The sequence below is a fragment of the Streptomyces sp. NPDC060198 genome (genome assembly GCF_042728415.1).
In the GTDB taxonomy this organism is placed as follows: domain Bacteria; phylum Actinomycetota; class Actinomycetes; order Streptomycetales; family Streptomycetaceae; genus Streptomyces.
The window spans coordinates 1-6,302 of sequence record NZ_JBHWZJ010000391.1 but is presented as its reverse complement, the minus strand read 5'-3'; the positions used below and the strand labels follow the sequence as shown (position 1 = coordinate 6,302).

Annotated in this window: 3 protein-coding genes; 2 read left to right on the top strand and 1 reads right to left on the bottom strand. The window is 73.1% G+C overall.

The annotated features are described in order from the left end of the window. The coding region (gene eccD / locus ACFWEP_RS30000) for a type VII secretion integral membrane protein EccD (protein ID WP_387374717.1) at positions 1–1,165 on the bottom strand (1,165 nt) is incomplete at its 3' end. 181 nt (positions 1,166–1,346) lie between these two features. On the opposite strand from eccD, the gene eccCa reads away from it, so the two are divergent. After that, entirely contained in the window at positions 1,347–5,318 is a 3,972-nt protein-coding gene (gene eccCa / locus ACFWEP_RS29995) for a type VII secretion protein EccCa (protein ID WP_387374715.1), read from the top strand. A gap of 85 nt (positions 5,319–5,403) precedes the next feature. Further along, positions 5,404–6,302 (top strand): right-handed parallel beta-helix repeat-containing protein (locus ACFWEP_RS29990; RefSeq protein ID WP_387374714.1); only part of this gene is annotated, 899 nt, incomplete at its 3' end.

Sequence of the window (6,302 nt, the reverse complement as noted above, 5' to 3'; positions counted from 1 at the left end):
CGACGACTCCCGTGGCGGCCAGGCCGTAAGCGCCGGGCACGGCGAGCGCCAGCCGGTGCCAGAGACCGCCGACGAGCCGCAGGTGCAGGAGCAACAGCAGACTGAGGGCGACCGTGAGGGCGGGGCCCGTCCGGTCGTCCGACCCCGCGGCCGTCAGCAGCGCCGTCTGGCAGCCCATGGCAACCACCCCGAGTGCGGCGTACGCACTGGTGAGATACGTGTCGGCAAGCGCGGCGCGCGCCCTGACCCGTTCCGCGGGGAAGGGATCGATGCCTTCTTGGAGGTCGTCGGCCCCGTTGGGCAGGGGAGGCAGCCGCATTCCGGCGAAGCGGAAGGCCAGACCCGGTACGAAGACGGCGGAGGCGATCGTCAGGACGGCGAGCCAGCCGGCGCTCTGGGCCAGGGGCAGTCCGGCCGAGGTGACGACGCCGGCGAGCGCCGTGAACAGGGCGACGGTGAAGGCCCCGAGGAACAGCGGGACGAACGCTCCCACCGCGGCCAGCGCGACGATCGCGGCGCCCGCTGCGGCGGCCCCTCCTGCCAAGAGGCTGGGCCCCAGGCCGTCCTCGCCCGGACCCGCCTGCGGGAGCAGTGCCCCGGCCAGGGCGAGATGCGGTACGGCCAGCATGCCCAGGACCGCCCCCGCGCCGGAGTCGCCGACTGCCCGGGAAGCGGCGAGGGAGCCGGCGATCAGGAGCACGGCCAGCGTGCCGGCCGCGCCCGCCCGCCAGGCAGCCGCGCCCGGCAGGGCGAGGACCACCAGGGTGGCCAGCAGGGCTGCGGTGCTCCATCCCAGCAGGAGCCGCCGGGTCAGCGAGGACCGCCAGGTGTCGTCGCGGGCGCGCAGGGTCTCGCCGATCCCCTCGACGAGATCGTCGAACGCCACCTCGGGAAGCTCCTCGCCGCACGGCCTCAAGTACAGCGTCTCCCCGTCGACCAGGCCGAAGGAGGCGGCGGTGCCCTCCTCGTCTAGGGGCGCCCCACCCAGTCGCTGGACGGACCAGCCCCCGGGGCCGATTCCCTGCTCGTGCGGCTCGGTTCCCGCGTACTCGACGAGTACCGGAAGCAGATCGGCGAGTGGAACATCGGACGGTATCCCCAATTCGAAGGCCCGGGAAGGAGCTCTGACGGAAATTCGACAGAGTTCGCCTGTCTTGTCGCTCATGGCAACTCGATTCACTCCCGCCGTGAATTCGGCGGTGGTCCGACTCGGGAACGGGGGCACACTATCGTGACTCCCGGCCGTCAGTATGATCACCCGTCAACCAGCCTTCTCTGCCGCCCTTGTGAGGGCGGTCCATGTCCGAGAGGCGTGCAATGGCCGCCACACGAGCCGGGAGCCGGTTTTGACCACCGTCACGTTCCGTCGCCCTCCGCGCCGGGTGGGTCCGCAGATGCCGCAGGGCGAACTGGCCCTGCAGGAACCGCCCACGCTGCCCGAGCCCCAGAGCGCCATGGGCGGCGTGGTCACCTACCTGCCGATGGCGCTCAGTTCGCTGGGCATGGTGCTGGTCTTCCTCCGGCCCGGCGAGGGCAACGGCGTACTCATGTGGGTGGCCGTCGGCATGATGACGCTGTCCGCGGTCGTCATGCTCGTCGCCCAGTTCTTCCGGGCAGCGGGGGAGCGCAAGCGGGCCCTGCGCGGCGAACGCCGGGACTACCTGCGGTATCTCGCGACCAGCAGGCGCCGCATACGGGCGGTCGTCGACCAGCAGCGGCGGGCGCAGGCATGGCGCCATCCGGAGCCGGACGCACTGTGGTCGGTGGCCCGCACCGGCCGCCTGTGGGAGCGCAGGGCGTCCCACGAGGACTTCGCCGAGGTGCGGTTCGCCACCGGCGAGCAGCCTCTCGCCCTCACCCTGACTCCGCTGGCGACGCGTCCGGTCGAGGACCTGGAACCCCTGTGCGCCCACGCGCTGCGGCGTTTCATCCACACGTACGCGACCGTGGCGGGGCAACCCGTCTCCGTACGGCTCCGTTCCTTCGCGCGGGTGCTTCTCGCCCCGGCGGGCGACGCCGCTGACGAGGCTTCCCCGGTCGGCCCGGCGCGCGCGACGGCGCGGGCCGTGGTGGCACAACTGGCCGCCCTGCACGCGCCGGACGAGCTGAACATCGTGGTCCTCGCGGACGGGGAAGGCTGGGACGCCTGGGCGTGGACCAAGTGGCTGCCGCACACCCAGCACCCGACGGACACCGACGGGGTGGGCCCGGCCCGGCTGGTCGCGCAGTCCGTCTCCGAACTGGAGCCGCTGCTCGGTGAGGAGTTCACCGCACGGGGGCCGTTCCTGGCCGGCGCGGCGCCCGACCGCGACGAGCCGTTCACCGTGATCGTCCTGGACCTCTCCGCGGTGCCGCCCGGCGCCCGGCTGGCCGGGGACGGCTACCGCAACACGACCGTCATCGACGTCCGGGGCACCCTCGCCGCCACGGCCGAGGACCGAGGCACCCTGCGGCTGCGGCTCACCCCCGAGGACCTCACGATGCTCACCCCCGGCCCTGACGGCGGACGGGCCGAGACCCGGGTCGGCCGGCCCGACGCACTCGGGGCCAAAGCCGCCCGCGCACTCGCGATGAACCTGGCCCGGTTCCGGCTCGGCGCGGCCGCCAGATCCGAACAACCCCTCCAGGAGGACCGCGAACTCACCGACCTGCTGGGCATCCGCGACCTCGCCGCGGCGCGGACGGCGCAGCTGCACCGGCCGCGCACCGAGGGCGAACGCATGCGGGTGCCGCTCGGCATCGCCGCGGACGGGTCGCATCTGATGCTCGACCTGAAGGAGTCGGCCCAGGGCGGGATGGGCCCCCACGGCATGCTGGTGGGCGCCACCGGTTCCGGCAAGTCCGAACTGCTGCGCACCCTCGTGCTCGCGCTGGCCCTCACGCACAGCAGCGAGACGCTGAACTTCGTCCTGACCGACTTCAAGGGCGGCGCCACTTTCCTCGGACTGGACCGGCTGCCGCACACCTCGGCGGTCATCACCAACCTGGCCGACGAGGCCGCGCTCGTCGAACGGATGCAGGACGCCCTGCACGGAGAGCTCATCCGGCGCCAGGAACTCCTGCGCAGAGCGGGCAACTTCACCTCCGTGCGCGCCTACGAGGAGGCCAGGGCGGGTGGTGCTCCGCTCGAACCGCTGCCGACCCTGCTGGTGGTGGTGGACGAGTTCAGCGAACTGCTCGCCGCACACCGCGACTTCCTCGATCTGTTCGTCATGATCGGCCGCCTCGGCCGGTCGCTCTCCGTTCACCTCCTGCTGGCCTCCCAGCGACTCGACGAGGGCCGCAGCCAGCAGTTGGAGTCGCACCTCTCGTACCGGATCGGCCTGCGGACGTTCTCCGCGATGGAGAGCCGGGGCGTCCTCGGCGTACCCGACGCCTACGAACTGCCCCCGCTCCCCGGCAGCGGGCTCCTCAAGAACGACGTCGGCACCCTCACCCGCTTCAAGGCGGCATACGTCTCCGGGGACTACCGGCCCGCCCGTCCCGGCGCGTTGCGGCGCGCGGCCGTGGCCGGCCAGGTCGTCCCCTTCGAGGCAGGCTGGGTCCCGCCGCGTGCCCTGGCGGGGTCCTCGGAGGGCCACGACCACGAACCGGTGACGGAGTCCGACGAGGACAGCCCCGCGCGCAGCCTGCTGGACGTCGCCGTGGAGAAACTGGAGGGCTCCGGACCGCCCGCCCACCAGGTGTGGCTGCCGCCCCTGAACGAACCGCCCACCCTGGACCTGTTGTTGCCGGCCCCCGGCGAACCCGCCCGGTACCTGCGAGTACCGGTGGGCGTGGTGGACCGGCCGTTCGACCAGCGGCGCGAGGAACTGACCGCCGACCTCTCCGGCGCGGGCGGCCACATCGGCATCGCCGGCGGCCCGCAGTCGGGCAAGTCGACCCTGGTGCGCACCCTGATCTGCGCGCTGGCACTCACCCACACCCCGAAGGACGTGCAGTTCTACTGTCTCGACTTCGGCGGCGGCACGCTCGGCGCACTGGCCGGACTGCCGCACGTGGGCGGCGTCACCGGCAGACTGGACCCCGAGCGGATCACCCGTACGGTCGCCGAGGTCACGGCCGTCGTGGCTCACCGCGAGCGGCTCTTCGCCGCCCGCGGCATCGAGTCGATGGCGGACTTCCGCGCCAGGCGCTCCGCGGGCGAGTTCCCCGAGGAGCGGCACGGCGACGTGTTTCTCGTGGTCGACGGCTGGAACACGGTGCGCCAGGACTTCATGGACATGGTCCCGACTTTCGGGATGATCGCCTCGCGCGGCCTCAACTTCGGTGTCCACCTGATGGTCGCCTCCGGCCGCTGGTCCGAGATCGGAGCCGCGCTCCGCGACCAGCTCGGCACCCGCTTCGAACTCCGGCTCGGCGACCCGGTGGACTCCATGGTCAACATGCGTGCCGCGGGAACCGTCCCCGCGGTCCCCGGACGAGGGCTCGACAGAGACCGCAGACACTTCCTCACCGCGCTGCCCCGGACCGACGGAGACACCTCGACGGACACGCTCGCCGCCGGCGTGGCCGCGCTGGTACGCCAGGTGGCGGCCGGCTGGGACGGCGAGCCCGCCCCAGCCGTACGGACACTGCCCGCCACCCTTCCGGCTTCGCAACTCCCCCCGTCAGAAGGTGATCTACAGGTCCCGCTGGGCCTGGAGGACCTGGGTCTCGACGTGTTCCGGCACGACTTCGAGGCACACCCGCACCTCGTGGTGATCGGAGACGTGGAGTCCGGCAAGACGAACCTGCTCGCCCACATCGCCGAAGCGGTCACCGCCCGCTACACCCCCGACGAGGCCCGCGTGCTCCTCGTCGACTTCCGGCGCGGCATGGCCGAGACCGTCCCCGACGCACACCGGCTGGGCTACGCCGTGGGGCCCGACCCGCTGCGCAGGATGGTCGACGGAGCGGCCCGCGCCCTGCGCGAGAGGGTGCCCGGCCCGGACATCGCCCCCGGGCGGCTGGCCCTGCGGAACTGGTGGACGGGGCCACGTCTCTTCGTGGTGGTCGACGACCACGAGCTGGTCTCCGGCGGCGGCTTCGGCGCCAGCGACCCCTTCACCCCGCTCCACGACCTCCTCACCCAGGGGACCGAGACCGGATTCCACCTCATCGTGGCGCGCGGCGCCAACGGCGCGGGCCGCGCGGTCAACTCCGACCCTCTGCTCCGCCGCCTGGTGGAGTCCAACACCCCGGTCCTGATGCTCTCCTGCCCGCCCTCCGAAGGACAGGTGGTGCCGGGGACGCGGCCCCGGGCGCTGCCGCCGGGCCGGGGCCTCTACATCACCCGACGGCGCACCACCCAGATCCAGACCGCGCTGCGCGACTGACCGCCCCGCGCCGACCCGCCCGGTCCGGGGCAGCACCCCCGCATCCCCGGACCGGCACACGACCACGTACCGCGGAAGGAACCCCATGGCCCGCCAGACCCTCGTCGCCACGCCCGGGACCACACTGGCGGCGGCCCTCGACGCCGCCCGACCCGGCAGCGTGGTGCGGGTGCGGCCCGGCCGCTACGACGAGAGCCTCTCCATCACCAAGATGGTCACCCTGATCGCCGACGACCCCGCCCGGCCCCCCGAGATATCCCCCCGGGACGGCAGCGCCGTGCAGGTCCTCGCCGAAGCGGTCAAGCTGTCGGGCCTGGTCCTGCGCGGCGCCGACGAGGACGCTCCCGTGGTCGACATACCGCGTGGGCAGGCGGAACTGGAGAGCTGCGCGGTCCACGGCAACGGCTGGACCGCGTTGCTCGCCCGCGACGCCGGCTCCCTCGCGATGCGGGACTGCGTGGTCACCAACGGGCGCGGCGCCGGACTGGTGGACCTCTCGCCCCGTCGCAGCGTCGTCGAGGACTGCCTCTTCGAGCACCTGGGAAGTTCCGGGCTGGTGCTGGGCGAGAGCGCGGTGACCACCGTGCGCGGCTGCACGGTGCGCGATGCGCGCGGCAACGGTCTGCTGGCCGGCGACCGGGCCGCAGGCTCGGTCGAACGGCTCACCGTCGTCCGTACCCTCAAACCGGGCGTCGCCCTGGAGGAGTGGTGCTCGACCCGGCTGAGCGAGGTCCGCACCGAGGAGTGCGTCATCGGCTTCCACCTCTCGTCCGCCGGGAGCCCCGTGCTCGACGACTGCGTCGCGCACGGCAGCACCACCCACGGGGTGCTGCTGTCCGGCGCCGCCGACCCACGGCTGAACCGGTTCCTTTCCGCCGGCTCGGGGGGCCACGGCATCGCCGCCACCGACCGTTCGCGCGGTACGTTCACCGACTGCCGGGTCACCGACTCCACCGCCGCGGGGCTGCACGTACGGGACGGCTC